20 protein-coding genes and 1 tRNA gene are annotated in these 24,577 nt (G+C 60.0%); 15 read left to right on the top strand and 6 right to left on the bottom strand.

What is annotated here, in order from left to right:
- The first annotated feature begins 101 nt into the window (after positions 1-101).
- The 6 genes from RY113_RS06550 to aroQ all read left to right on the top strand — a co-directional run bounded on the left by RY113_RS06550 (position 102) and on the right by aroQ (position 7,001).
- Entirely contained in the window at positions 102-1,424 is a 1,323-nt protein-coding gene (locus RY113_RS06550) for an ABC transporter substrate-binding protein (RefSeq protein ID WP_315913939.1), read from the top strand.
- Between the two features lie 108 nt (positions 1,425-1,532).
- Positions 1,533-2,507 (top strand): carbohydrate ABC transporter permease, encoded by a 975-nt coding sequence (locus RY113_RS06545; protein ID WP_110105158.1) that lies wholly within the window; start codon positions 1,533-1,535, stop codon positions 2,505-2,507.
- A complete protein-coding gene (locus RY113_RS06540; protein ID WP_110105159.1) occupies positions 2,507-3,415 on the top strand; it encodes a carbohydrate ABC transporter permease in 909 nt (302 codons plus the stop codon). The genes RY113_RS06545 and RY113_RS06540 overlap by 1 nt, the downstream gene beginning before the upstream one ends.
- A 70-nt stretch (positions 3,416-3,485) precedes the next feature.
- Entirely contained in the window at positions 3,486-4,265 is a 780-nt protein-coding gene (locus RY113_RS06535) for a DeoR/GlpR family DNA-binding transcription regulator (protein WP_315913938.1), read from the top strand.
- 24 nt (positions 4,266-4,289) lie between these two features.
- A complete protein-coding gene (locus RY113_RS06530) occupies positions 4,290-6,476 on the top strand; it encodes an alpha-galactosidase (protein WP_315913937.1) in 2,187 nt (728 codons plus the stop codon).
- A 54-nt stretch (positions 6,477-6,530) separates the two neighbouring features.
- Positions 6,531-7,001, top strand: a complete 471-nt coding sequence (gene aroQ / locus RY113_RS06525; RefSeq protein WP_315913936.1) for a type II 3-dehydroquinate dehydratase — start codon at positions 6,531-6,533, stop codon at positions 6,999-7,001.
- Positions 7,002-7,058: 57 nt separating this feature from the next.
- On the opposite strand, the gene RY113_RS06520 is transcribed toward aroQ, so the two are convergent.
- Entirely contained in the window at positions 7,059-8,261 is a 1,203-nt protein-coding gene (locus RY113_RS06520; protein ID WP_218867972.1) for a MarP family serine protease, read from the bottom strand.
- A gap of 253 nt (positions 8,262-8,514) precedes the next feature.
- Here RY113_RS06520 and RY113_RS06515 point away from each other — a divergent pair, with 253 nt between their 5' ends.
- Positions 8,515-9,192 carry a Crp/Fnr family transcriptional regulator gene (locus RY113_RS06515; protein WP_038465875.1) on the top strand — a complete coding sequence of 226 codons (678 nt, stop codon included), beginning with the start codon at positions 8,515-8,517 and terminating at the stop codon, positions 9,190-9,192.
- Positions 9,193-9,459: 267 nt separating this feature from the next.
- Here RY113_RS06515 and RY113_RS06510 read toward each other — a convergent pair whose 3' ends face one another.
- Genes RY113_RS06510 through RY113_RS06500 form a run of 3 tightly spaced genes read right to left on the bottom strand, consistent with a single transcriptional unit; the run spans position 9,460 to position 11,031 of the window.
- Positions 9,460-10,338 (bottom strand): NUDIX hydrolase, encoded by an 879-nt coding sequence (locus RY113_RS06510; RefSeq protein ID WP_110105163.1) that lies wholly within the window; start codon positions 10,336-10,338, stop codon positions 9,460-9,462.
- A gap of 49 nt (positions 10,339-10,387) precedes the next feature.
- The gene (locus tag RY113_RS06505) at positions 10,388-10,879 is read right to left on the bottom strand and encodes a RidA family protein (protein ID WP_110105164.1); all 492 of its coding nucleotides are present in this window, start codon (positions 10,877-10,879) and stop codon (positions 10,388-10,390) included.
- On the bottom strand, positions 10,876-11,031 hold the full coding sequence (locus tag RY113_RS06500; protein ID WP_170120892.1) for a hypothetical protein: 156 nt from the start codon (positions 11,029-11,031) through the stop codon (positions 10,876-10,878). The genes RY113_RS06505 and RY113_RS06500 overlap by 4 nt, the downstream gene beginning before the upstream one ends.
- 36 nt (positions 11,032-11,067) lie before the next feature.
- On the opposite strand from RY113_RS06500, the gene RY113_RS06495 reads away from it, so the two are divergent.
- The 7 genes from RY113_RS06495 to RY113_RS06465 all read left to right on the top strand — a co-directional run bounded on the left by RY113_RS06495 (position 11,068) and on the right by RY113_RS06465 (position 19,046).
- A complete protein-coding gene (locus tag RY113_RS06495; RefSeq protein WP_315913935.1) occupies positions 11,068-13,368 on the top strand; it encodes a transglycosylase domain-containing protein in 2,301 nt (766 codons plus the stop codon).
- Positions 13,369-13,380: 12 nt separating this feature from the next.
- A complete protein-coding gene (locus RY113_RS06490; protein ID WP_110105166.1) occupies positions 13,381-14,331 on the top strand; it encodes a metallophosphoesterase in 951 nt (316 codons plus the stop codon).
- A 63-nt stretch (positions 14,332-14,394) separates the two neighbouring features.
- A complete protein-coding gene (locus RY113_RS06485) occupies positions 14,395-14,967 on the top strand; it encodes an META domain-containing protein (protein ID WP_110105167.1) in 573 nt (190 codons plus the stop codon).
- A gap of 135 nt (positions 14,968-15,102) precedes the next feature.
- A tRNA-Pro gene (locus tag RY113_RS06480) sits at positions 15,103-15,179 on the top strand.
- Positions 15,180-15,272: 93 nt separating this feature from the next.
- A complete protein-coding gene (locus tag RY113_RS06475; RefSeq protein ID WP_110105168.1) occupies positions 15,273-15,626 on the top strand; it encodes a zinc ribbon domain-containing protein YjdM in 354 nt (117 codons plus the stop codon).
- A 46-nt stretch (positions 15,627-15,672) separates the two neighbouring features.
- The gene (locus tag RY113_RS06470) at positions 15,673-17,667 is read left to right on the top strand and encodes a DUF6541 family protein (RefSeq protein WP_315913934.1); all 1,995 of its coding nucleotides are present in this window, start codon (positions 15,673-15,675) and stop codon (positions 17,665-17,667) included.
- A 134-nt stretch (positions 17,668-17,801) separates the two neighbouring features.
- Complete coding sequence (locus tag RY113_RS06465; protein WP_315913933.1) at positions 17,802-19,046, top strand: helix-turn-helix transcriptional regulator; 1,245 nt, start codon at positions 17,802-17,804, stop codon at positions 19,044-19,046.
- Between the two features lie 72 nt (positions 19,047-19,118).
- Here the strand turns inward: RY113_RS06465 and RY113_RS06460 are convergent, their stop codons facing one another.
- Together RY113_RS06460 and purD are read right to left on the bottom strand one after the other, a co-directional pair.
- Positions 19,119-20,078 carry a phosphoribosylaminoimidazolesuccinocarboxamide synthase gene (locus tag RY113_RS06460; protein WP_315913932.1) on the bottom strand — a complete coding sequence of 320 codons (960 nt, stop codon included), beginning with the start codon at positions 20,076-20,078 and terminating at the stop codon, positions 19,119-19,121.
- A 10-nt stretch (positions 20,079-20,088) separates the two neighbouring features.
- Positions 20,089-21,381 (bottom strand): phosphoribosylamine--glycine ligase, encoded by a 1,293-nt coding sequence (gene purD / locus RY113_RS06455; RefSeq protein WP_315913931.1) that lies wholly within the window; start codon positions 21,379-21,381, stop codon positions 20,089-20,091.
- Between the two features lie 322 nt (positions 21,382-21,703).
- Between purD and RY113_RS06450 the strand changes: the two genes are divergently transcribed.
- Positions 21,704-24,517: a fibronectin type III domain-containing protein gene (locus tag RY113_RS06450; protein ID WP_315913930.1), complete on the top strand. Its 2,814-nt coding sequence runs from the start codon at positions 21,704-21,706 to the stop codon at positions 24,515-24,517.
- Positions 24,518-24,577: the final 60 nt, after the last annotated feature.

The raw sequence follows: 24,577 nt of genomic DNA, 5'->3' as shown, positions 1-24,577 counted from the left end.
TCAATATTTTTGTCTTTTGAGTATTGACGTTCTTTTTTGAACAACTCATGCTTGTTTCATGTGATCCAATTCACAGGCTGCATTTTTCAAAGGGAGAAATCATGTCACGAAACGAAGAACGGTCCTCCGGCGGAATCATCCTCCCGGGCATGGACCGCCGCACACTCTTGAAGACCATCGGCGTCGGTGCCGTCGCCGCGGCCGGCATCCCGCTCTTGTCCGCCTGCACAGGCGGCTCCGGTCCCAACGCTGACCCCTCCGCATCAAAGTCGCTCACCTTCGGTTCCGGTTCCTCCGATGATGTTCCCAAGGCCGCGTACAAGGCCGTAACGGATGCTTTCACCGCGAAGTCCGGTGACACCGTCACCTCCAACGTTGTTCCCCACAATGACTTCCAGAACAAGATCGCTACCTACTTGCAGGGCAGCCCTGATGACTCCTTCACCTGGTTCGCCGGCTACCGCATGCAGTACTACGCCAAGCAGGGCCTACTCTCCCCCATCGATGACGTGTGGGAGAAAATCGGCGCCAACTTCTCCGAGGGTATGATAAAGGCGGCCACGGGCCCCGACGGCAAGATGTACTTTGTTCCGAACTACAACTACCCGTGGGGCTTCTTCTACCGCAAGAGTGTCTGGGCTGAGAAGGGCTATGCGGTCCCCACCACCTTTGACGAGCTCAAGGCCCTGTGCGCCACGATGAAAAAAGATGGGCTCATCCCCATCGAGTTCGCCGACAAGGACGGCTGGCCGGCCATGGGTACCTTCGATTACATCAACATGCGGCTGAACGGCTACCAGTTCCACATGGACTTGACCGCGCATGAGGAATCCTGGGACCAGCCCAAGGTCTCGGCCGTCTTTGACACGTGGCGGGAATTGCTTCCTTACCAGAACCCGGGAGCCTTGGGCATGACGTGGCAGGATGCTGCCATCAACATGGGCAAGGGCAAATCCGGCATGTACCTGCTGGGCTCCTTCGTGACCCAGCAGTACACCGACGCAACGCTTCTGGCAGATATTGATTTCTTCCCGTTCCCGGAGATTGCCATGGAGGGCCAGGACGCTGTGGAGGCGCCCATTGACGGTTTGCTGCTGTCTAAGAAGGGCGGCAATAACCAGGCGGCCCGCGACTTCGTCGAATTCATCGGCACCCCTGCCGGTCAGGATGCCTACGCGAAGGTGGACCCGTCCAACATCGCCACGGCCAAGGGCGCCGATACCAGCAGCTTGAGCCCCATGATGAAGAAGTGTGCTGAAACCATAGCCAACGCCAAGAGCATCAGCCAGTTCTTTGACAGGGACGCCTTGCCGGCCATGGCTAACAATGTGATGATCCCTGCCCTGCAGGGCTTCATCAAGGACGGCAAGATCGATGTGAAAAACCTCGAATCGCAGGCCAAGGCCCTGTACGCAGCCCAGTAGCTGCCTTTGAGGTGGCGGGTCAGGACAACGCATCAAGGCCCGCCACCTCAAGAAACCATCAGCACTGAGACTTTGCCACCGACCCCCGCAAGAAAACGAGTTGCCGCCATGAGCACGCCAACCGAAGTTTCCGAACCGTCCACCCCAGATGGCAGGGCTGCACGCCCCGCCGGAGCGCCAGTGATCAAGGCCCGCCGCGTCCGGCGCCTTTCAAAGAGTGACAAGGTGATCCTTGGCTTCATGATCGGCTTGCCCACACTGATCCAACTGCTGTTCGTGTGGATCCCCACGTTACTGTCCGTCTTTTTATCCTTTACGCGATGGAACGGCCTGGCCCTTTCAGATATCCGCGCGGCCGGGTTCGCGAACTTCAGCTACGTCTTCAACGACAGCCCCGCGTTCTGGCCGGCCGTCCAGCACAACATCCTGTGGCTGGTATTTCTCGCTGTCATTGCCACACCGCTGGGGCTGCTGCTCGCCGTACTTCTTGACCAACAGATCAAGGGCAGCAAAATTTACCAGAGCGTCTTCTTTGTTCCGGTCATGCTCTCACTGGCCCTAGTTGGCATCATCTGGCAGCTGTTCTACCAAAAAGACAACGGCCTGCTGAACTTCCTGCTCGGCACGGCAGGCACCCCGGAAGCCGTTGACTGGTTCGGGGATCCCAGCGTCAACATCTGGGCCGCCCTGGTCGCTGCCACGTGGCGGCATGCCGGCTATGTCATGATCCTGTATTTAGCTGGCTTGAAGGGCGTGGATGCCTCACTGAAGGAAGCTGCGTCCCTAGACGGAGCTAACGCCCGCCAAACATTTTTCCGCATTGTCTTCCCGGCCATGGCCCCCATCAACATCGTCATAGTGGTCATTACCATCATCGAGTCCCTGCGTGCCTTTGACGTTGTCTGGGTCATCAATAAAGGAACCAACGGTTTGGAGCTCATCAGCGCCTTGGTCATCACTTACCTGATTGGTGAAGGCCAGTCCATCGGTATTGGCTCCGCCTTTGCCGTGATCTTGCTTGTCATCTCCCTCGTACCGATCACCATCTACCTGTCCCGGACGTTCCGGAAGGAGAAGTTCTGATGTCTACCTCCACCCGCACACGCACCGGAAAGTCCCAACAAGCAGTGGGCCACGGCCTCAGCCGTCCGCACTACGGCACCCACATCTTTTTGATCGTCATGTCCATCATGTGGCTCATACCGCTTGGTTGGGCACTGTTCACGGCGCTGCGGCCCAAAGCCGATACCGACAAGTACGGCTACTTCAGCCTCGGCGGAGCGTTTAACTTTGACAACTTCGTCACCGCCTGGACCCAAGGCGGCTTCCCCCAGTACTTTATGAACTCGCTCATCATCACGGTCCCCACCATTATTTTGGTGCTGTGGATGAGCTCCATGATGGCGTTCGCCGTCAGCCGGGTCAGCTGGAAATTCAACATCAGCATGTTGATACTTTTTACGGCCGGGAATCTGCTGCCCCCGCAGGTCCTTGCCACGCCGCTGTTTGAAATGTTCAAGCTCACCCAACTGCCCTACTGGTTCAGCGATTCCGGCTCCTTGCTGAACACTTACATTTCAGTCATCATTGCCAACACCGCATTCCAGATCGGCTTCTGCACCTTTGTGCTCTCCAACTACATGAAAGCACTCTCAGCCGATCTGACGGAGGCAGCTCTGGTGGACGGTGCCGGGCTGTGGCGCCAGTACGCTTCGATCATCATGCCGCTGTGCAAGCCGGCTGTCGCCGCGCTGGCAACACTGGAACTGATCTTCATCTACAACGACTATTTCTGGCCTCTGCTGTTTATCCAAAGTGGCGACAGGCTCCCTGTCACCACCGCCATCAACAACCTGCAGGGAACCTTCCTCTCCAACTACAACTTGTTGGCCGCTGGCGCCATGATCACCGTCATTCCCACCCTGATCATCTATTTGGTGCTGCAAAAGCAGTTTGTTGCCGGCCTAACACTGGGCTCCAGCAAGGGATGATCATGTGCCCTGCCCGGAGCATCTGGGCCAGCCACTATTCAACGAGTCATGAACGAACAGGGAGGGACACATGCTGGCAGATGCGAGGCGCACGGAGATTGTGAGCGCAGTGACCCGCGAGCGCGTGGTGCGGGTCTCGGACCTGGCCGATCTGCTGGGAGTGTCCCTGGTGACGGTGCGCCGGGACATAGAGGCCCTGAACGACGCCGGATTGGTTCAGAAAATCCATGGCGGCGCCAAGGTTCCCGGAGCCGCGGGGACGCATGAGCCCGGATTTGAGCTCAAATCCACGCAGGGCACGGCAGAGAAGCAAGCCATTGCCCGCGAGGCGGTGAAATTGGTCAGTGACGGCATGGCGATTGGCCTCAGTGCGGGCACCACCACCTGGGCGTTGGCCAAGGAACTGGTGGGTAAGAAGAACCTCACAGTAGTGACTAACTCCATGCGGATTGCCGATGTCTTTGCGAGCCCCCGCTCCCAGGTGGCCGTGATCCTTACAGGTGGCGAGCGCACACCCTCGGATGCTTTGGTGGGGCCCATCGCCACGGCGTCCATGCGCCAGCTGCACCTGGACGTACTCTTCCTTGGTGTGCACGGCGTGGACGGGGTGGCCGGCTTTACCACCCCCAACCTGCTGGAATCGGAGATGAATAGGGCCCTCATTGGGGCCGCCCGCACCGTAGTTGTGCTGGCCGATCACAGCAAATGGGGCACGGTGGGCATCAGTACCATTGCCGCCCTTGAGGAAGTTGACGAGGTTATCAGCGACGAACTGCTCGGCACCGAGGCCCGGCGCACCCTCCGGGAACGCGTAGGCACGCTGCGTCTTGTGTCCGTCCCCAGCCAGTAAAAACCAAATTCCCTAGGAGATCCCATGCCCGTTATTCACCTGCGCCGGGACGGCGTGTCACTACTTCTCGGAGCCGGCCCGGAGGCCGCGGAACTTCTGCATTTCGGCCCGGACCTAGGCCCCACTGTGCCGGACCCCACCAGCTTTCTCGACGCCGTCCCGCACTCTGCGCTGGATTCCCCCGTTCCGCTGGGTTTGCTCCCGCAAGCATCGGACGGTTGGCGAGGGAGGCCCGGGCTGCGCGGGTACCGCAAAAATATAGCGGAAGGATCCCACACAGGCACCCCCGTGGCAGGCTTCTCACCTCAACTGCGCGTGAGCAGCTGGTTCCAGTACGAGCACAGCGCCCGCATCGAGCAAATTGACACGGATCTGGGCCTGACCGTGGCCACCACATTTGAACTGCATGGCGGCGGCCTGCTGGAGATCCGGCATGAGCTGCGGAACAGCGGAACCGGTGGCTTCGCACTCGAGGCACTGGCCGCCGTGGTCCCTGTGGGTGCGCCGGGCACCGAAGTGTTGGATCTGACGGGGCGCTGGTGCCGCGAGCGCCACCCGCAACGCAGCCCCGTGCGGCAGGGCACGTGGGTTCGTAGCGGACGCCACGGGCGCACGGGGCACGATTCCCCGCTGCTGATGGCCGTTGGCACCGAAGGGTTCGGCAACCGCCACGGACAGGTATGGGCAGGGCATTTCGCCTGGAGCGGGGATCAGGAGAGCTTTGTGGATACGGTGGCGGACGGGCGCACCGTTTTGGGTGCGCAGGAGTTGCTAGGGGCTGGTGAGCTGGTGCTGGCACCGGGAGAATCGTACGCAACGCCCGCCTATTATGCGGCGTACTCGGATCACGGCCTGGACGGAATATCGGAGGCATTTTACGCCTGGTTCCGGGCCCGCGGAAACCACCCGGCAACCCCGCGCCCCGTGGTGCTGAACGTGTGGGAGGCCGTGTATTTCAACCACGATCTGGGGGTACTGACCGAACTGGCGCAGCAGGCGGCGGAGCTAGGTGTGGAGCGTTTTGTGCTTGATGACGGCTGGTTCCGGCACCGCCGCAGCGATAACGCCGGGCTCGGGGACTGGTACGTTGATCAGGACATCTGGCCGCAGGGCCTGCATCCGCTGATCGAGGCTGTGGCCTCCCGCGGCATGCAGTTTGGGCTCTGGGTGGAGCCGGAGATGCTCAACGTCGATTCCGATGTGGCGCGGGCACACCCCGAGTGGATCTCCGGTCCGGTAGTTAGGACGGAGATCCACGGGACGGGCAGCACCCCACCGGGCGCGGAAACCCGGCTACCGCGTGAGTGGCGCCAGCAGCAGGTCCTGGACCTGGTTAATCCGCAGGCATGGCAGTACCTGTTCGACCGTCTGGATGCGCTCCTGAGCGAGTACCCCATCGACTATTTGAAATGGGATCAAAACCGGGACTTGGCCGAGATGGGCCACCATGGAGCGCCCAGCGTGCACCAGCAGACACTCGCCGCCTACAGGCTGTTCGATGCGCTCAAACAGGCGCACCCAACGCTGGAAATTGAAAGCTGCTCCTCTGGCGGCGCGCGTGTGGATCTGGGCATTTTGGCCCACACGGACAGGGTGTGGGCCTCAGACTGCAATGACGCTCTGGAACGCCAAACCATTCAGCGCTGGACATCCATGGTGCTTCCGCCGGAACTCATGGGATCCCACATTGGCCCCGGCACCTCACACACCACGGCCCGTACACATGACCTCTCTTTCCGCGCCATCACAGCACTGTTTGGCCACTTCGGCATGGAGTGGGACATCAGGGAGGTAGTTGGTGCCCAGCGTGAAGAACTGCGCCAGGCCATTGCCCTGTACAAAAAACACCGGGAACTCATCCACACCGGCACCATGGTCCGCGCAGACGTCCCTGACCCAGCCCTCTGGCTGCACGGGGTGGTGTCCCAGGACCGCTCGCACGCGCTGTTCGCGCTCGTAGCCCTGAGAACCTCGTATCAAGAACAGCCGGGACGGGTAGCGGTCCCCGGGCTGGATCCGGACACCAGCTACCAGGTTCGCGTGGTTTATCCCGGCCCGGAATCCTCCGGCGACACCAACATTCAGCGGGCCGCGCCACCTTGGGTTGCGGACGGGGTGGTGGCCACGGGACGGTTCCTTGCCGCCGCCGGGCTGCCCATGCCCATCCTGAATCCGGAGCACGCCATAGTGTTGGAGTTTGTGGCGCAATGACCTGCGGATGGGAACCTCGGCAGCGCCTGCGCCTCCGTGGGGCATTATTAAGTCATGACTTCTACAACTGCTGATTCGAGCGCTGCCAGCCGTGGCACCCTGCTGATCCTCAACGGACCCAACCTAAACCTGTTGGGTACCCGGGAACCGGAGATTTACGGCTCGGCTACCCTGGCCGACGTCGAACAACTCACCACGGCTGCTGCCGAGGCTGCGGGTTTCACCGCCACGTGCCTGCAGTCCAACCATGAGGGTGCCCTGGTGGACGCCATCCATGATGCCCGCGGCACGGCGGTGGGGATCATCATCAACGCGGGGGCCTACACCCACACCTCGGTGGCGCTGCGGGATGCCATTGCCGGGGTGCAACTTCCCACGGTGGAGGTGCACATTTCAAATGTTCACCAGCGCGAGGAATTCCGGCACCATTCCTACTTGTCATCGGTGTGCTCCACCATCATTATTGGCGCGGGGATTCTCGGCTACGAACTCGGTGTGAATTACCTCGATAAAACACTGGCGTAAATGAGGCGTGCCAGCAATCGCGCTGGCACTGAGGCGCCCCGGCGAGTGGGGAGGCGATCAGCCAACCTTGCAAGCGCCTGCTCCCACAGCGTTGCTAAGTGATGGCGCCGCCGCAATGACAGGGGCAGCTTCAGCCATTGTCAGGGCGAAACCCACCTGCTCGTTGGAGGTGGCCTTGGCGAACACCACACCCACCACGTGCCCGTCCTTGTCCAAGAGCGGTCCGCCGGAGTTCCCTGACTGGACGTTGCCGGCGAGTTGATACACGTCAAGGAGTGATTTTGCTCCTCCCGTGATGTCAGGAACCAGCATGGGCCCGGAGGAAAGAACTGTGGCCGGTCGCACTTGCAAGGGCCCTCCCAGCGGATAGCCAGCAAAGGCTGCCGCAGTATTTCCGGGGACCGTGGCCGCTGTTGGCAGAGGTGTCGCATCAAGTGAGTCCACGGCCAGCACAGCCAGATCCTTAACGGCGTCAAAATAAACCACCTTGGCAGGGAGTGCACCTTGAGTTTGTGTCTGCACTATGGGCATCGAAACGCCCGCTACCACGTGGGCGTTGGTGAGGACGCGGCCGGGGGAAACCACAAACCCGGTACCCGTCTGGTTTTGCCCGCATTGGAAGGCGGTTCCGGAAATTTTCATGACGGACTTAGCCGCTGCATTCCAGGCAGGGGTGTTGGTGTCAGTGGTGGGAGCGGCCACCTCAACATTGGGTCCGGTGGGGTTCAGTAACGCCGGAATACCTTCTTCAAGCACCAAGGAACGTACTTGGGCCACGGCAGCCTTGACCGGGTCCGGGGTCCACGCCTCAATGCGGGAGATCACTTGGGATTTACCCAGCTGCGCAGAGACTAAGGGGATACCTAGGTTTCCTACTCCGAAGGCGAGGATGGAGATGACCAGGGAGCCCACCACCACGTTGAGGGCTCCGCCTAGGAGTCGATTCACGGCACGGATAGAGTCAGATTTCACACCGCGTCCTATGGCTCTACCGAGCTTCATGCCCAAGGCGTGGCCTATGGCCATAAGGAGAATGGTGGAGCCAATAACCATGGCGGTGCGCCAGCCTGGGCTTGGCGCAAATTGGCTGATGAAAGGGGCAGCAAAAAAGGCGCCGAGCGCCCCGGCAACAAATCCGGCAATACCGCCCAGACCCACCACCAGCCCTGCTTTGAGACCGTAAATGAGCTGCCACAACAACCACAACACCAGCACCGCATCCAGCCAGGAAAAACCAAACACGTTCTTGTGTGCTCCCATCAGTGGCCGCTCCGGCCTGCCCGGTTAACCGTTGAGACGGCGAATCTGGAACCGGTGGTTCCTGAACGCTAGATAGTCCCAGAGGTCATTTTACCGACCGCACCAGAAAAACTGCTGATCATTTCCGCTCTTCAATCTGTCAATATGCTGACAAAGACGCCTTGCAATGCCAAATTGGTCACAAAAGAGGAAAATATCTGAAAGAATCAGTGTCAGGTCATAACTTTTTCGTTACTTATTTTTAGGAGATTTCATGGACATCGAGGTATTGCGCCGGGCACCACTTTTTGCCACGCTCGACGATGAGGCATTCCGCCTTTTGACTGACGAACTGGCAGAGGTTGACCTTTCCCGCGGCGCTTCGGTATTCCGTGAAGGCGACCAGGGCGACCAGCTGTACTTCATTGTTTCCGGCAAGGTGAAGTTGGGACGCACCTCATCTGATGGCCGTGAGTCACTCGTTGCCATCCTCGGCCCGGGCGAGCTTTTCGGTGAAATGGCACTCTTCGATCCGGCTCCTCGCAGCACCACTGCCACCGCCGTGTCCGAGACCCGCCTGGCCGGTTTGAAGAACGAATCTCTCAACGCCTTGCTGCGCAACCGCCCCGAGGTGTCCATGCAGTTGCTGCAGGCACTGGCCCGCCGCCTGCGCCGCACCAATGACAACCTCTCCGACCTCGTCTTCTCCGACGTTCCCGGCCGTGTAGCCAAGGCCATCCTGGACCTGGCAGACCGCTTCGGCCGTCCCGCCACCGACGGCATTTTGGTTGCCCATGAGCTCACACAGGAAGAGCTGGCCCAGTTAGTTGGCGCTTCACGTGAGACCGTGAACAAGGCCCTGGCTGAGTTTGTCCAGCGCGGCTGGCTGCGCCTAGAAGCCCGCGCCGTTGTCATCTTGGACGTCAACCGTCTGCGCCAGCGCTCGCGCTAACCTTTTCTCTGCCGAAGGACCCGCTGCGAGCTTGCGAGTAGTGGAAGGCAGCGCACGGAAGCGGCCCGGTCACCAAAAGGTGACCGGGCCGCTTCCGTTTTTAAACCAACCCCCAAACGCTATCCCACCAATGGTCAATTTTTACCGAACGCTGTCCCACCAATGGGCGTGCGCGGAACCCTAAGTGAGATATCGTCCGTGAAAAACGCACCATTGCTGCGATAGCGTCGGAAGAAGAGGAAAAGGAGGAGGCGGAAGGGGGGCGGGTTAGCGTTCCCGGCAGGGCCCGCCCTCGGATGCCGGGGCCGTGGCCACTTCCAGGTTGAGCGCGCCGTCCGCACCCACCACAAGGGCAGGCTGATATTCATTGATGGGGCGTTTGTGGTTCAAATACGCGATGCACCCGCGCGCCGCGGCAATCTTCTCCAGAATGATCTCCACCCCGGGAACAACCAGTTCATCGAGGCAATGCCCCGTGGTGGCAGGTGTGCCAATCTCGTTGCCTAACAAGGTGGTGTTGCGAGCTGTCAGAATTTCGCCGGGATTGACCCACCGGCCCCAGATACCCTTGCTCGCAAGCAGCGTGGGCTCTTGTGTAACGGGCAAGGCCGCAGCAAAGTACCTGGTGTCAAAACGCCTATGAGCAAAATCTGGGCTAAGCCAGTGGCTCAGCGGCTTGAGCAGATCGGTGCGCAGGGCTAAACCGTACCGTTCCAGTACAGAGGCAAAGGTGATCTCCTGCGTGGCGATCAACTCGCGGGCCCGCATCCATTCGGGCCCATTGATGTCTTCCACAAGAGATGACGCGTCGGCCCCCGCCAGCAGAACACCCGTCTCTTCAAAGGTTTCCCGGATGGCTGCCACCACGTGGCGCTTGGCCAAGCCAATGTCCAAGGTGCCCAGGCTCTTGGCCCAAACAACAGGTGAGGGACCCACCCAGTCGGTGACGTCGTCGTCCGCGGCTTCAATGGTGCCACCGGGAAACGCCACGGCCCCCAAGGGGGAGCCGCCCGGACGGTACGTCAAAAACGTCTTGGGGCCGGCGGGGCTGTCCTTCAACAGCACCACCGACGACGCCGGACGCGGTTTGCCAGGGGTGCGTGCACCAAAATCAAGCCACGCCTGCGCGGCTTCGCGCTGATCCATGTTCAGCGGGAAGCTCCGCTTGCCTGCGGGCCTAAAACCCGCCGGGTTGCTACTGGAATTCGGCAATCAGCTCAACCTCGACGGGTGAATCCAACGGCAAAACCGACACGCCGACGGCGGAGCGGGCGTGGACTCCTGCCTCACCAAATATTTCACCCAAAAGCTCGGAAGCTCCGTTGATGACGCCCGGCTGGCCGGTAAAGGACGGATCGGAGGCCACAAAACCAACAACCTTTACGATCCTTGTCACGCGGTCAAGATCTCCCAGGACGCTTTTCAGAGCCGCAATGGCGTTGATTGCGGAGGTTGCTGCCATGGATTTTGCGTCCTCAGCGGAAACCTCGGCACCAACTTTGCCGGTCCCTGTGAGTTTGCCGTCAATAAAAGGCAGCTGTCCCGAGGTGTAAACATGGTGACCCGAGATGATGGCCGGCACGTAGGCAGCTACGGGCGGGGCCACTGGGGGAAGGCTGTATCCGAGCTCAGCCAGCCGCGCTTCAATGCGCGAATTTCCTTGAGTTGGCGCTGTATTCACGGCTATGCCTTCTCTCGTTTAAGGTAAGCCACCAGGCCGCGTCCGTCAGGTCCGGGGACAACCTGAACCAGCTCCCAACCTTCGTCACCCCAGCTGTCGAGGATCGCCTTGGTGTTGTGGATAATCAGCGGAATCGTAGAGTACTCCCATTTGGTCATACTTCAAAGCGTAGCCCCTGCCGGTAAACTGGAAAAATGGCAGCAAAAAAACACCCTATTTTCGATACCGCCACAACGCTGGGTAAATTAGTTCTCTTCCTGGGCGTCAGCACTATTTGTGGTGTCCTGGTAGCAGGACTCATGGTTCCGGCAGCGGCTCTGGCCAGCACCACAACCACCTCCTCCATCACTCTCTTTGATGAGCTCCCGGATGAGATGAATGTTGGTACTCCGGCCCAGTCCTCAAAGATTTTGGCCTCTGACGGTTCTCTTCTGGCGACGTTCTATGACCAGAACCGTACCGAGGTCCCTCTTGAGGAGATCTCGCCGTTCATGAAGGACGCCATCGTTGCGGTGGAGGATGCGCGCTATTACGAGCACGGTGGCATTGACACCCGTGGCCTGATGCGTGCGGTGAGCTCCATGGTCCAAGGCGGCGGCCGCCAGGGTGCTTCCACCATCACGCAGCAGTTCGTGAACAACGTCATCATCCAGACGTATGCTGCCGATGGTGAGTACGACAAAATTAAGCTGGGCGCCGACAAGGGTGTCGGTGAGAAGGTTCGCGAGATCAAGCTGGCCATCGCCATCGAGAAGAAGTACTCCAAGGACGAGATCCTGCAGGGGTACTTGAACTGGGTGCTGTACGCCAACGGCAACTTCGGCATTGAATCGGCTGCCTATAGCTACTTCGGCATTCATGCCAAGGACCTGAACCTGCAGCAGTCTGCCCTGCTGGCCGGTGTGGTCAACAGCCCCCAAATTTATGATCCCATTGCCAATCCGGAGAATTCGCTGACACGTCGGAACTTGGTTCTGGACCACATGCTGGATCAGGGCATGATCGATGCCAAACAACACAAGGACGCGGTTGCCGCCAAGATTGATTTGAAGCTCCAGCCCCAGCGCAACGGCTGCACCAGTGCCGTGCGGGCAGAGTACTTCTGCGAGTACGTCAGCAATCTCTTTGTCAATGACGTGGCCTACGGCAAAACTGAGGAGGACCGCCTCAAGCTGCTGCTTCAGGGCGGTTTGACCATCAAGACCACGCTGGATCCGAAGTTGCAGGACGCGGCCCAGTCCCAGATGGCGAACTTTACTCCCATGGATAACAACCCGGACAAAGTTGGCCAGGCCATTGTTTCCGTTCAGCCCAAGACTGGCAAGATCCTCGCCATGGCACAAAACACGAAGATGGCACCCCCAGAGGGGCAATGGAAAACTGATTACAACTTTGCTGTTGACCGTCTTGATGCCAAGGGCAACTCCTTGGGCGGCTCCGGCGGCTTCGATGTGGGTTCAACCATCAAGCCCTTCACCTTTGCCGAATGGCTCAATTCCGGTCACAGGACTGATGACACGGTCAACGCCTCGGTGCGCCGCTACCCCCAGTCGCGTCCGTGGACCAACAGCTGCGGCTCTACCGGCGGTTTCTATGACAGCTCCGACCCCCAAGTAGCCGAGGATCTGCAAAATGCCGACGGCCCGGACGGTATCTACTACCGAACGTACACGGCCCGGCAGGGACTCGCCCTATCCCTGAACACTGCAACCATGGCAACTGCCGCGCAGCTGGATATTTGCAACATCCAGAAGATGATGACGGCCACCGGTATCCACCAGGGCGAAGACGTCACCCAGCCCTACAACGTCTCCAGCATCAGCGCACTGCTCGGCAGTGGCGCGGTTGCACCGCTGACCATGGCCAATGCCTTCGCAACGTTCGCTTCCGGTGGCATTTACTGTGCACCCATAGCTTTGCTTTCAGTCACCAACGCCAAGGGCGATAAGCTCCCAGTTCCGGGTGCAAACTGCAAGCAGACAGTGAAGCCTGAAGTGGCTGCCGGCGTGAACATGGCTCTCCAACAGGTACTGGCGCCCGGTGGTTCCGGCTACGCGATCCCGCTGCAGTACCCGGCTGGCGCCAAGACAGGTACCACCAATGATTCTCAACACACCTGGACCACCGGCTTCACCCGCGGTGTGGCTACGTCCTCGTGGGTAGGCTCGCCCGAACTAAAGGATCAGTCAATCAACGGCAAGCTCATCGCCGGCCAGCGTATCCCCTACGTTGACGGCTCCACCTATGCAGGCAAGGCCTGGCAGGGGTACATGAACCAGATTGCCGGTAACTACGATGTAGGCGCCTTCGATCCCCCGCCGGCCAGCATTGTCTACCCGCCCGCACCCCCGCCGGTAGTTGAAAAGCCCAAGCCCGGTCAGAGCCAGAATGATTCAGACCAAAAATCTGATGACAAGGGCCAGCAGAACAACGGCAACAATAAAGACAATAACAAAGACAATAACAAAGACAATAACAAAGACAAGAAAGACTAGAGCGCAGCTCACATGCCTAGTAAGCAAAAAGCCCCGTCCCGCTTCTCCTCTGTGAAAGCGGCGGCGGGGCTTGCCGTTGCCGCTGGTGTGGGCGCCGTGGCATACGGTTCACTGATTGAGCGAAACTGGTTTGCCCTCCGTGAGGAACAGCTGGCCATCCTGCCGCCGGGCTCCGCCCCGTTCACGGTCCTGCATATCTCCGACATCCACTTCTCCCCCGGCCAGCAGAAGAAGACCCGCTGGTTGCGGGAGCTGGCCCAGCTACAGCCCGATCTGGTGGTCAACACCGGCGATAACCTCAGCCACCCCAACGCCATTGCCCCACTTTTGGACGCACTGGGCCCGCTCATGAATTTTCCGGGCGTCTTTGTCCCGGGGTCTAATGACTATTTTGCGCCCCGCTTCAGGAATCCGTTCTCCTACTTCGCCGGCCCGTCCAAGGCCCCCTCAGTGGGTAAACACCAGCCCATTGCCCTGGACACGGAGGCTTTGCACACTGGTTTTGGCATGGGCGGCTGGGTCAACCTGACCAACCGCGCCCAGTCCCTGGCGCTGAACGGCATACGCTTTGATTTCAGTGGCGTTGACGATCCCCACCTCTTCCGGGAGCGCTATGCCGGCTGGCCGCGTGGTGCGGCCGGGCAGGAGCGCGCACCCCATGTAAAGGTGGCTGTGGCTCACGCCCCGTACCAGCGGGTATTGGACCACTTTACGGCCGACGGCGCTGATCTCATCTTGGCAGGGCACACCCACGGCGGGCAGGTTTGCATACCCGGTTATGGCGCGCTTGTCAGTAATTGTGATCTGCCCACCTGGCGAGCCAGGGGCCTCAATGATTGGGAATCCCAGGGACGTACTGCGCCGGTGAACGTCTCTGCGGGCATCGGCACCTCCCGCACGGCCCCCTTCCGTTTCGCCTGCCGCCCTGAAGCGGTTATCCTCACCCTGAGCGCCAAATCCTGAATACCAAATCCTGAGCGCCAAGTACGGAGCGCCGTTCGGCAGCCAAACATGTAAGGAATTACTGTGAAAAAATTCTTGCTCCTCATGGGAGCATCGGTGGCCTTGGTGCTGACAAGCGCCTGTGGTTCACCGGCGTCAGGCCCGGCAGGGGAACCCGCCGCACCCGCCTCATCCTCCGGACCGGCCTCAGGAGACACCATTTCTTCCGAGGAAGATCCGTCAGCCGATGCCATGTCACCAGCATGCACCCCTGTGGCCGGCGGCATCCCAGCCACAGCCAAGGATTTTGCTTGCCTGAACCTGATCTCAGTCAGCGGCAGTGACGCCACCGGCGCACTCCCCTGGTTGGGCACCGATCCATTCACTCTGGTCACCTCGGAGCAGGACGGCGGTATCCACTTCTCCTCCAAGACCCCCTGCAACACGGTTATGAGTTCAGCCACGGTCACTGACACCACGTTCACTGTGGCCCCCAATATGGCCATGACCATGATGGGTTGCCAGAGCCCACAGAACGATTACGAAGGCTGGGTGGTGAAGTTCTTCTCGGCGCCTCTGGACTACACCGTGGCCAAGGATTCGCTGGAGCTGAGCAACAGCCACGGCACCGTCACCTTCAAACCAGCAGCGCCCTGATTGCTCTGCGCAAAGCAACCCTTATGTGAGAACGGTTTACCTACGAGCCCCCTCGATTTCGTGTTCAGGGCCGTTGTCCGCTATTCTTGAGAGGTTGCTTTTCCAGACCGTCACTGGTTGCGGAAAACAGCGGATCGGGGTGTGGCGCAGCTTGGTAGCGCGCGTCGTTCGGGACGACGAGGCCGCAGGTTCAAATCCTGTCACCCCGACCACATAAAAACAGCGGCATCCAACGGATGCCGCTGTTTTTTATTTGGTGGCCCCACTCGGCACCCACTTTTCACCCACCGTCTAAGATGGGAACCATGAGCGACACACTTTCACCGTGCCCCGTATGCAATTGCGAGTACACCTATGAGCTGGGTGAACTTTTGGTGTGCCCGGAATGTGCGCACGAATGGTCCCCCACCGAAGATGAGGGATCTGCGGCCGAGGCCCAGAGCGTCATTAAGGACGCCGTAGGCAATATCCTCTCCGATGGAGACACTGTCAGCATTGTCAAAACCATGAAGGTCAAGGGCAGCCCGCAGGACTTAAAGATCGGCACCAAGGTCCGCAACATCCGTTTGATCTCCCCCGTCAACGGCCATGACATCGATGCCAAAGTTGACGGGTTCGGGCCCATGAAGCTCAAGTCCAGCATTGTTAAAAAAGTTTGATCTCCGCTCTATCAGCTGAGCTGACACTACTTGCTAAGGATCTTGGGTGAGCTCTTGGTTTGAGGCGGTGCCAGCCTTTGCCCTCGCATTGCTGATTCTGGCCCTGCCCGGAGTCGCCGTCCTGATGGCCCTGCGCATCCGCGGACTCATGGCACTGTTCCTGGCCCCAGCCGTTTCCGTCTCTGTGCTGGCCGTAAGCGCCGTGGTGGCTCCCCTGATACATCTGCCGTGGGGCATCCCGGTGGTGCTTTTGGGAACAGCCGTTGCTACCGTGGCAGCGTGGGTGGCACGGCGCCTCATTCCGGCGCTGAACAATATCTTGCTCATAGCGGGCCCGCGCTCACGGGTAGGGCTAGGAGCAGCACTCGCTGGCGCTGGCGTGTCCCTGGCCATCACCACGTTGTTACTGCTGTTGGTGGCCCCCACACCTGAACAGTTCACGCAGGGCTACGATTCCGTCTTCCACCTCAACGCGGTCACCCATGCGGTGGATACCAAAAACGCGTCATCCTTTGCGATTTCCAGCTTTATCCTGCCCACCATCAAGTCTTCGTTTTACCCCGGGGCGTGGCACGGGCTGGTGAGCCTGTTGATCCTAGTGAGCGGCATCAGCGTACCGGCGGCCACCAATTTGATCTGGCTGGCCGTGGCAGGGTTGGTGTGGCCGCTCAGCGCAATGTTTTTGACCCGCACACTCTTTGGCCCCCGCCCGCTTCTGCTAATCAGCGCAGGGGTGCTAGCCGCAGCGTTCCCCGCCTTTCCCTGGCTGTTGCTGCAATACGGCTCCGCCTACCCCAATTTCCTCTCCAACGCACTGGTTCCCGTAGGCATTGCACTAGTACTGCTCATTCTCCGCCCCTCCGTTCACCGCGGGCTAGAACCGGCTCAGGCCCTGACCCTGGTGGCCTTGTTCCTGCCCGGTGCCATCACGGCCCAACCCAACGGAGTTTTTAGTATTCTCCTGGTGCTGACCCCGCTGTTGGCCTATCTGATCTTTTCCTGGCTACGCACCGGGTACCGCCGTGGCCACCGCCACGGCTGGATGCGTGTGGCGCTACTGCTGCTTGTCATAGCGGTTGCCGCCGCGGGGCTGTCAGTGCTGCCACAAATCCGCAGCCTCTTTACCTACACGAGCCCGGCATTCCTGTTCTTCCCGCTGGCACTGCTGCGCAACTTCACCCACGCACCCGCCCCCATCTGGTTCCCGGCGTTGGCGTTGACCGTCCTAATGCTCGTGGGTGTCCGTGCCGGATTCCGCCGGCCAGGTCTGCGCTGGCTGCCGGCCGCTCTGGTGCTGCTTGCCTTCACTTATCCTTTGACTGCTGGCACCAACCTCCCCTTGGCCAACATTGTGATGGCTCCCTGGTGGGACAACCCCGAGCGCATCGCCGCGCTCATGCCGCTGCTGGCAGTGCCCCTGGCCGCTCTGGGGCTGGTCCAGCTGGTCGATTTCCTGAGCACCAAGCTGCGCACCCGGAATCTTTCTCCTGCCGTGTGGCGGCGCAAGGGGAAACTTTCGACGGCGGCCGGGCTCGCCGTCGTGCTTGCCTTCAGCAACCCAGGATTGTGGCAGATGCAGGGCCAGGTGGGAATCATGTTTGAGGTGCCGGCGGAGCCTAATGGGCTGTCCCAAATTGATGCGCAGGAATTGGCGCTCATCCACAGGCTGCCCAATTACACCACCACCGAGGATGTCATCGCCAATAACCCGTACAACGGATCGGCGCTGGCCATGGCACTGGCTGATAGGCACATGCTGTTCCCGTACAGCTCACAGGGCGATCTGAGTCCGGATCTTTACACACTGCGGTTCTGGCTCAACCGGGTGGGTAGTGATCAAGAGGTGTGTGCAGCCGCCAAACGCCAGGGGGTCACATTCCTACTGGATTTCGGCACGGACTATATCCCTGCCTTCAATGATCCGCGCTCGCTCTATCCTGGCATCACCCTGGCGGCGGATTCAGATGCCTTCACGCTCGTGGCTAGCGAAGGCCACGCCAAGCTTTATAAGCTCACTACCTGTGCTGGAGTACAGCTCTGATGAGAGCATTAGTTGGCCAATCCGCTCATTTACGCCGCATTTGACAGCTTTTGTCATGTTTTCCACAATTAGTACTGGGCGAGGCAATAGAGTTGAGCCAATAGTCGGCAACAGGTGAGTTAAAGGAATCCCCCATGGGCAGTAGTTTTGGTGATCGGCTGAAACAAGAACGGTTGGCGAGGCACCTGACCCAGGGCGAATTGGGTGGGGATTTATACTCTGCCAGCTACATTTCCCTTTTGGAAAACGCACACCGCGAACCTACGGTTGACATCATCTTGCAGCTTGCCCGGCAGCTCGATCTTGCCCCGTCATCGATCACCGTCTGGGCCGAGGGAGCAGCCACATCGAAGGAGAGCGGCTCGCTGCGGCTTTCCCTCTACGCCCAGCAATGCTGGGATACGCGTGATTATCTAGGTGCCGCCACCAATGCGCAGGCCGCCGCCGAGCTGGCCCAGTCCAACAAGGACCAGGTCACCTGGTGGAACATGACCTTTCTGGCCGCCAATTCACTCTTGCGCCACGGCGAGGAATGCCAGGCTGTGCAGCTCTTGCAAACCTTGCTCGAACACCCCATCACCGCCGATAGTGATGCCTTGTCACTGCGCGCCCACCAGGTCATGTCTGCGGCGTCGCTGGCCCAAGGCCGCCTGCAGGAATCGATCGAGCATGGCACCTTGGCCGTCAGTATTGGCTCCGGCGACAGTGAGGAAGAGTTCGGCGCTTATTTGATGGCGTTGCAAACCCTCATTGGCGGCCTGACGGAATCTGGCAGGCTGGATGAGGCCTGGATGCATACCCAGACCCTGGCCGATGCCGTCACCGACTCCACACCTGCCCAGATGGCCGGCGAAATTCACTGGGTGATTGGCAATGTAGCGTTCATCCGGGCGGACATCCGCACGGGACTCGAACACCATGCAAAGGCCAGCAGATTGCTCTCGCCGGCCTCAGATCTCTCACGCTGGGCCCAGTTCAACAAGGCCACTGCGTGGGTTCGTCTCATGGCAGGCGTGGTGGAGCCTGCCACTTTGCAAGCCATTGAACGCAGCGAACTGGCCCACTCTGTTGTAGGCGCCACCCTTGCGGAAACTCTTGAAGTTTCCATGCTTCGAGCCCGCTGGCACTACCTCAACAATGAACTGCCCGCGGCGTTGGAGCTGTTGGAACGCATTGAGAAGCAGAAGGATGAGCTGGCACCTCACATTGCAGGAGACTCAGCGTTGCTTTTGGGTAACGCTCTGCAGGCAGCCAACCGCTGCCCGGAAGCTGTGGCCGCCTATACCGACGCCAGGGAGCGTTACACGCTGGCTGGCGCGCTGGATAGGGCGGCCGTGGCGCAGGATTTCATGACGGAGCTGGAGCCGTCTCACAGCTAACACTTTAAAAGCAGCTGGCCTGGCGAAAGTAGTGAAATCACTCTTTTTGCCCGGCCAGTTGCTGTGTTGAGTCTAGATGAAGGTGGCGCCCGTCAGGCGTTCAAAGGCCTCCACGTAGCGGGCCCGGGTGCGCTCAATGACATCGGCAGGTAGTACCGGTGGCGGAGTATCTGAGGCGCGGTCCCAGCCCGATTCGGGGCTGATCAGCCAATCCCGCACATACTGCTTGTCGAAGCTGGGCTGGGCCTGACCCGGAGCCCACAGCTCAGCATCCCAGAAACGGGAGGAATCCGGAGTCAACACCTCATCGCCTAGGGTGATGACGCCGGTAGCCGGATCCGTGCCGAACTCCACTTTGGTGTCTGCCAAAATGATGCCGCGTTCACGGGCAATTTCCTCGGCACGGGAGTAAATTTCCAAGGTCAGGGTACGCAACGCCTCGGAGGAGTGTTCGCCCACCGTCTGAACCATTTGTGCGAAGCTGATGTTTTCATCATGTTCGCCCACTTCCGCCTTGGCTGAGGGTGTGAAAATGGGCTCCGCCAAGCGTGAACCGTCCTCCAAGCCGGCCGGCAGCGGCAGGCTGCACACCGTCTGTGAGGCGCGGTATTCAATCAGTCCGGAACCGGTCAGATAGCCGCGCGCAATGCATTCAATGGGGAACATCTGAAGCTTTTTGCACACCATGGCCCGGCCGGCCACGGCCGCGGGAACACCATCTTCAACAGTGGTGGCAACCAGATGATTGGGCACGTTGAGCTGTTCAAACCACCACAGGCTCAACCCCGTTAAGATGGCACCCTTGTCCGGAATCTCGCTGACCAGGATGTGATCGAAGGCGCTGATCCTGTCACTGGCTACCACCAGAACCACATCATCGCGGCCGGCAAACGGGGTCCGGACAGCGCCGGGGGAACCGGCAGGGTCCCCCGGCAAGGCGGAGGGGTTGGGGATATAGAGGTCACGGACCTTGCCTGAATAGACGTGGGTCCAACCGGGGAGGGCGGGGGCAGCGGGAATGGAAGAACTCATGAGGTGGCTCCTAGGCCTGTTCAAGGATGGTGGCCACGGTGATTTCCCCGCGGGCAGCCTTGGCCGCAATGTCCTTGCGGTACTGGCCGCCTTCCAAGGAGATCAGCTCAATGCCGGCGTACGCCTTTTCGCGGGCGTCTTCGAGGTCCTCACCCAAACCAACCACAGCCAGCACCCGGCCTCCGGCACTGACAGTATTTCCGAAGGCGTCCGTGCCAGTGCCCGCATGGAGCACGTGCACGCCGTCGAGCCGGTTGGCCTTTTTCAAACCGCGAATCCGGTCCCCGGTGCGCGGCGCATCAGGGTAGTTGCCGCTGGCCAGCACCACAGCGACAGCCGTCTCAGGTGCCCAGCGCAACTCGTCAATCTCATCAAGCTGGCCCTTGGCTGCGGCAAGGAGCACACCGCCAAGGGGGGTCTTCAACCGGGCCAGGACAGCCTGTGTTTCGGGGTCCCCGAAGCGGACGTTGAACTCAATGACACGGGTGCCGCGGCTGGTCAGGGCCAATCCGCAGTACAGTACACCGGTGAAGGGGGTGCCGCGGCGGGCCATGGCGTCAATGGTGGGCTGGGCAACGCGGTCAATGACTTCTTGCACCAGCCCTGCCGGGGCCCATTCCAGCGGGGAGTAGGCTCCCATGCCGCCAGTGTTGGGACCTTCGTCGCCGTCAAAAATGCGCTTGAAATCTTGCGCGGGGGCCAGTGGTACACAAGTCCGCCCGTCGGCTAGAACAAAGAGGGAGACCTCGGGGCCGTCAAGGAACTCCTCAATGACCACCGTGCCGTCCACGTCAAAGCAGGACTGGGCGTGTGCCAGGGCTTCGTCGCGGTCATTTGTAACCACTACACCCTTACCCGCTGCAAGGCCGTCATCCTTGACCACATAAGGGGCGCCGAACGTGTCCAGGGCGTCGGCAGCTTCGCCACTATTGACCGCAACCTTGGCCATGGCCGTGGGAACCTGGGCTTCTGCCATGACGGTCTTGGCGAACGCCTTGGACGCCTCAAGCTGCGCGGCTTCCTTGCTGGGTCCAAATACCGCAACACCTGCGGCACGGACGGCGTCGGATACGCCAGCTGCCAGCGGGGCTTCGGGGCCCACCACAACCAGGTCGCTGTCAAGCTTCACTGCCAGGGCTGCCACGGCAGCTGGATCGCTGGCGTTCACGGCGTGTGTGGGTACTATGGCGCCGATCCCGGCATTACCGGGTGCGGCGTGCACTTCACTGACGTTAGGGTCGCTGAGCAACGAGCGGATAATGGCGTGTTCGCGGCCTCCGGGGCCAATGACTAAAACCTTCACCCCTCTAGGGTACTTGGCTAGGTAGATCATCCGCTCCTCGGGGCAGATGATGACTTCAATGTTCTCCCATCACAACGCTTCACTCGGGGCCGCCACGCAATGACGTTCCACTCGAGGTTCTTTGCAAAGTCACCGCGCAGTGTTCACCGCCGATTTACCTGAAAACTATCTGGGCGCATGCTGGAGGCAACCATGGCTCAATAGGCTCAAGATTCATGCGCGCCACCCGCATTCTCCAACCTCCACAGGTTGTGAAGGGGCTAGCAAGGCACCAAGTACCTGCGGACCGCACATGCTTTTTGAATCCCTAGTGAAGGAATACATGACATTGACCAAGTCCCCGGACCGAAGACATCACCGAGGGTTAGCTTCGGCCGTGCTGCTGGCTGTGCTCGGTGGCGCCCTTGCCTTCCCTGCAGCGGCCCTTGCCGTTGCTCCGATTACCGATGCTCCTGCTCCTGCTCCTGCTCCTGCTCGCAATGCTGCGGTCATCACCACGGCAATGACCACCTGGCAGTATCTGGACGACGGATCCGACCCCGCAGGTGGCTCAGCCGATGTGCGCTCATGGACCGCTTCCGGCTTTGACGATTCAACGTGGAAGAGCGCCAAGGGATCATTCGGAGCCAAGAAGGGCCAACTCACCGCAGTTGGGCCGCACACTCCCACCACGCTGCTGAACCATTATCTGGACGGCAAAAGTTCGCCGGCCGTCCCCACATACTTCTTCCGCAGCACCTTCGAACTTGGCCAAGGCGCCAAGGCCGGAATTGATTCCATTGTTGGCGATCTGGTCCACGACGATGCCGCAGCCGTGTGGATCAACGGCACCAAGGTTGCTGGTTTCTTGGACGAAAGGGCTACTGGAAGCGAGAATCAGCAATACGCTGGCACCGGCAACGGCGACCCCGTCTCCAACACCTTCTCTGCGAGCTCCTCTGTGCTGACCGAGGGCACCAACACGGTTGCTATTGCCCTCTACCAAGACCGAGAAACCAGCTCCGATATCTACCTGGATGTCCCCTCCGTCCGCTTGACGAAGGCTGGCGAAACCCTGAGCGCACCGCCGTCGCGAGTAATTTTGACCCCCACTACTACCCCGGAAACCTCCCAGTCATTTTCTTGGCTGGCCGGCGATGCCACTCATACCAGTGGCCAGGTCCAGATCAAGCGCACATCAGGCGGCAGTGAGCGCACCATTGACGCCTATATGGCCGGCAAGGTGAACGGCAACCCAAAGCCGCACTATTCAGCAACCATTTCCGGTTTGGTCCCCGCCAGTAAGTACACGTACCGGGTGGGCTTGGAAGGGAGCTGGAGTGAGTGGAACACGTTCACCACAGCTGACCCCAATGCCAAGGACTTCCAGTTCATTTACTACGGTGACGCACAGATCGGCCTCGATTCCACCTGGCCCGAGGTGGTGCGCCAAGCAGAAGCCAAGGCCCCTGACTCCATAGGATCCGTTCACGCAGGAGATTTGATTGACTCCGGCAATAACGAAACCCAGTGGCTCAACTGGTTCGCTGGCATGGAAAAGTCTGCGGCAACAACCAATGTCATGGCAGCCCCCGGCAACCATGAATACTCCGGTGACAAGAAGCTCCAGGCATGGAAGGCCAACTTCGAATACCCGCACAACAACCCCAGCGCCGAAACCATCGGTGACATGTCCAAGCTCGCCGTTGGAGATACGGATGTTTCCCGCCAGTACGCCGCGTACTTCACGCACTGGGCTGATTTCGCCGCGGAAACCGTTTACTTCACCGATTATCAGGACACCAGGTTCATCACCATCAACGCCACTCGAGACACCGCGTTCCTGACCCCGGAGAACTTGCCAGCATGTACTGAAGCGGCATGCCCCTCCACCAAAGTTGCCCGGCTCTGGACCGAGTTCCAGGGCGCCTGGCTTGATCAGGTGCTTGAAACCAGCCCGTCCAAGTGGAATGTGGTGACGTTCCACCAGCCGGTTTTCTCCACCTCAAGTGGCCGAGATGAGCCAGTCCTGCGCGAGATCTGGGTTCCGATCTTCCAGAAGCACAACATCGATTTGGTGCTCATGGGACACGACCATACCTATGGCCGCGGGATCCTGAACACGGACAAGACTGACACTCCGGGGCTGACGACCGGCCCGGTCTACGCAGTCTCCAACTCCGGAGCTAAGCACTACAACCTCGAAACTGATGCCAAGAACGTGTGGACCAACAATGGCGCCACTCAGGTGCTCCGAGGTGCAGGCGTGACTACGTACCAGGTAGTGGACGTTTCCAGCGACAAGCTGCGATACCGTTCCTACCTCGCCGAAAAGACCGCCAACGCAACCACCGATCTGCCGGTAGGGGCCCTCTATGACGAGTTCACCATCAACAAGTCTGATGCCGGGAAAAAGTGGGTGACTGAGGCAGGTGTCACTGCTCCGGCGGAGCCGACGGCGACCCCGGAACCCGCGGTGACAGCCGAACCCAGCGCGACTTCTGAACCCAGCGTCACTTCCGAACCCAGTGTCACTTCTGAACCCACGGTGACAGCCGAACCGAGTGTCACTTCTGAACCCACGGTGACAGCCGAACCGAGTGTCACTTCTGAACCCAGCGCGACCCCAGCGGCCCTTGATCCGCAGACTCTTAACGAAGCGAATCGCGGGGGTGTTCTGGCCCCTGCATCTGCCACCGCCGGGCAAAATATTGAAGTTTCACTCGGGAGTGAAGCTGCTGGCTCCAAGGTTTGGGCTTGGCTCTACTCAACTCCAACACTCATGGGAAATTTCACGGCTAATGAGGCGGGCATCTTCACCGCAAGGGTGCCCGTTGATGCCTCGCTCGGCCAACACCGCATTGTTGTCCAAGACTCAGACGGCTCCCTTCTTGGCTGGGCCTCATTGCAGGTAGTGGCTGCTGAGAATAATATTCCCAGCGCCAGCCCCAGCAACAGCAACAGCAACAGCGCCAGTACAAGCGGCAGCAGCGCTACGCCAGGCCCGCAATCTAGCCAGGGCGAACTGGCCAACACCGGCGCAAACACGGCCCTCGTGAGCAGCGTGGCCTTGGCCTTGTTGCTACTCGGTACCGCCTTCGCAGCAGTTGGTATTCGTCGCCGTCGTGCATCCCAGCATGCGGCCTCGCATCGCTAGCGATCGCTGAATTATTCAAGGTTGGGTGCCCACCCCCGGGTTAAGCGCCCAACCCTGGGT

Origin of the sequence: Arthrobacter sp. lap29, from assembly GCF_032458965.1 — a bacterium.
Classification (GTDB): domain Bacteria; phylum Actinomycetota; class Actinomycetes; order Actinomycetales; family Micrococcaceae; genus Specibacter; species Specibacter psychrochitiniphilus.
Note: the sequence above shows the minus strand (reverse complement) of the source record. Positions and strands in the feature narration are given on the sequence as shown.